Source organism: Planktothrix sp. FACHB-1355, assembly GCF_014748295.1.
In the GTDB taxonomy this organism is placed as follows: domain Bacteria; phylum Cyanobacteriota; class Cyanobacteriia; order Cyanobacteriales; family Aerosakkonemataceae; genus Aerosakkonema; species Aerosakkonema funiforme_A.
In genome coordinates this window covers 1-3,505 of the sequence record NZ_JACJUP010000765.1, presented here as the reverse complement: position 1 = coordinate 3,505, position 3,505 = coordinate 1, and the positions used below count along the sequence as shown (strand labels likewise).

2 protein-coding genes are annotated in these 3,505 nt (G+C 44.7%); both read right to left on the bottom strand.

Going from position 1 to position 3,505, the window contains the following annotated elements:
• Positions 1–158: 158 nt before the first annotated feature.
• Entirely contained in the window at positions 159–755 is a 597-nt protein-coding gene (locus H6S82_RS24515; protein ID WP_322111897.1) for a PHP domain-containing protein, read from the bottom strand.
• Positions 756–1,105: 350 nt separating this feature from the next.
• Positions 1,106–3,505 (bottom strand): ATP-binding protein (locus H6S82_RS24510; protein WP_206756890.1); only part of this gene is annotated, 2,400 nt, incomplete at its 5' end.

The following is a 3,505-nucleotide window of genomic DNA, read 5'->3' as shown; positions in this document are numbered from 1 at the left end:
GAACGCTCTGCTAAATTGAGAAACTAAATGCCAGTAATTTACTCAAAATTTAAGTGAATATGCCGGCATTTTAGCGGTGAAAAGATACAAAACTAAGTTATGTAAAGTAACCGCAAAGCCAGCCTCTTTACCGCTAAATAAATGGTGCCGATCGATTTCTAGAGGCGCAGCAGCAAATTGAGACCGTGAGTATCGGTGCCGCAGGTATTTAACAATTCATAAGATGTACTTAACTGTTCCACCTGTTGCGTTTGCTCCGGGCTGGGACGCCAAGGGTTGGGATTGCCGTAGGCGTAGTAAGTTTCGACGCCATCAATGCCAATCCTAGCCGCTTCTGCAATTAGTTCGGCAGCTGAGCGCCGATAGCGAACTGGGTGAGCCAATACCGCTAAGCCACCAGCTTGATGAATAGCTGCAATCACGTTAGCTGCTTCAGCCTCAGCATCCAAAGGACTCTGACCCAGCAGATAAGTCAGCATACCAGGGTGTTCTGGGTCAAAGCCATAGCCCAGAATGTGAACCTCAGTTCCCAGAAGCCGAGAAGTAATTTCAACGCCAATCCACAAATGAGGTACAGAATAGTCAGAGTCATCGGGGTGTCTCTGCTGTTTCCTGTAATTTAAACAGCTTTTAGCCACCTCGTAACCGCCAATAGTGTGGTGATCGGTGATGGCAAATCCTTTCAGACCGATCGCAAGAGCTTGATCGATCAACTCTTCCGGCTTCAAGTTGCCATCCGAGTAAATGGTGTGCATATGAAAATTGAAATATCGCGGACAGCTGTCCGCGTTAATTGTTTTGAAGACTTTCCTTAGTGCTGATACTTCAGCATTTGCTATCTGGGCTGAATTTGAAGTCTGAAGGTTGATTGGCATAAGCGCCTCACAAGTCGCGTGCGTTAGTGTATAATAGATAACTTTTTTAAGTGGATCGGCTGATCGATCTCGATTAGGGAATGCAACAAACAACACTAACTTAGCAAAACTATACAATAGTATCATCCACCCTTCTCAAGCAACACCCCTGACAGGCAGAGCATAAGCCCCGCCTGTATAAAGGCACTGTATCCAGATTGGGGAAGGCCCCTACCCACAAGAAATCGATATCAAGCCATTTCGCTCTTTTTTTCGCTATTTTTAGGGGTGATTTGCTGTTTTGATTGCTGCCGTACTGGAATTTCAATGATAAACTCACATCCCTCTCCTGGTGACGAAACGCACTTCAGCTGACCGCCGTGTTTCTCTACCACAATTTGGTAGCTAATCGATAACCCCAAGCCAGTTCCTTTACCTACAGGTTTGGTAGTAAAGAATGGGTCAAACAACCGAGACAGTACTTCTTTTCGGATTCCAGGGCCATTGTCTTTGATTCTGACAGCCACTTTATTGCCATCGAACACTTCGGTAGCAATCCAAATTTGTGGATTTTCGATTGGGAAAGAAGGAAAGGCAGGAGAGAGAGGGAGAGGGGAATTCTCTTGTCCCTCTCCCTTTTCTCTCTCCCCTCCCTGTCGGACGGGGAGAGGTAGAGGTTGCCCCTGTGCTTCTTCCAAGGCATCGATCGCATTAGCCAAAATATTCATAAATACCTGATTTAGCTGCCCTGGATAACACTCAACAGAAGGCAAATTGCTGTACTTTTTAACCACTTCTATCGGCGGACGATCGGCTTTTGCTTTCAGGCGATGATGTAGAATCATCAGCGTACTATCAAGCCCAGAGTGAAGATCGACTAGCTTTTTCTCCGCTTCGTCAACTCGCGAAAAATTGCGTAACGACTGCATAATCTCGCGAATGCGATCGGTTCCCACTTTCATAGAACGAAGCAAAGAAGGTAAATCGTTCAGCAGGAATTCCATCTCAATATCTTGTGCGTGGTTTTGAATTTCCACTCCTGGATTTGGGTAACACTTTTGATATAGCAATAAATGCTCGATCAAATCCGAAGTGTACTCAGTAGCGTGATGGAGATTGCCAGCAATAAAGCTGACGGGATTATTCACTTCATGAGCAACACCCGCCACCAATTGCCCCAAACTAGATATCTTCTCAGTCTGAACGAGTTGTGCCTGTGTCTGTTGCAACTTATGCAAAGATTGCTCGAGTTGCAGAGCTTTTTCCCTTTCCCGCATTTCCGATGCTTGCAAAGCCCTATTCTGCTTTTCCAGTTGCGAGGAATAAGTTTGCAGATCCTCATAAAAACTGGCGTTTTCCAGAGAAATAGAGGCTTGAGCGGCTAATAGCTTTAATATTTCCAAACGCTGTTGGGTAAAAGCTCCCACCGCCAGGTTATTTTCCAAATAAAGAATCCCGCGCAGTTTACCTTGCTGGAGAATCGGCATACATAAAATCGACTTCGGTTGAGTTCTGATAATATAAGTGTCGCTCGCAAATCTTACCTCAACAGTCGCATTGTTTAATACCACCGTTTCTCCAGTTCTTTCCACATAGTTGATTACTGCTACAGGCAGATCCGGACGAGATTCGATGGGTACAGATGGTAGCACTCGCACTTTATCTTTTTCTACACAACCTTCCGCTACTAGCACTAACTTATTTCCCCTTTTTTTCTGAGGGGAGACGGTTTCAGGAGGCGAGGTTTCCTCGTGACTGGATTCGACTTGAGAACGTAAGAATAAGAAACCTTTTCTCGCACCGGCATTTTCGATCGCAATCTGCATCAACTTATCCAGCAAATGGTCGAGAACAATTTCCGAGGAAATAGCTTGCGATGCTTTCATCACCGAAACCAAATCCAGTTCCGCCGAACTTCCTCCTGTGGTAACGGTTGCTGTCCCCGTAACTTCTATACTAGGTGTTTCCCTGGCAAGTAGGCGAGCGAAAAATTCCGGATATCTTTCTGATAAATGTTTGACTTTGCTCTTCGCTCCCCAACGAATATAGCCATAATATGCTTCCGTCAAATAAGTGTGAGCGATCTTCTCTTTGCCAAGCAAAAAGTTAAACTCTGCGGCTAGTTCGTTTGCGAGTGCTTCTTCTTGGATGTAGCCGTGTTTTTTGGCAAGTGCGATCGCTCGTTCGTAACAATCAGTCGCTTTCGCTTCTTTACCCAAAACTCGCGCTTTCTCAGCTTCCACTAGCAGATACTTATGCTCGAAGTTATAGGGTGCGCTAACCGCCCATTTTTTCATTTTATTTTGCTGCGATCGCACCTTTTTTAGATATTGCTTTTGCTCGCTTGTAGAAGCATCCCGATACCGAGCTAGAAGAGCTAGAGAATAGTAAAAATTGTGTTCCGCAGGCAGCATCATCCCGCCAGCGGATTCTAAGTATTTCGCGGCTAAATCGGCGTTTTCTAAAGCGCGATCGACATCTTTAAATAAATAAAACAGTATTAATTTAGCCAGATATACTGCAAATAGGGAAGTGCCATTTTTAGCTTCTATTAAACCGGGCAACATTTCTAATTCATTAAAACTCTGCCCTACTAAAATGCAATCATTCTCTGACAAGCCTTGCAGATTTAATGCGAATTGCTTCCAAAT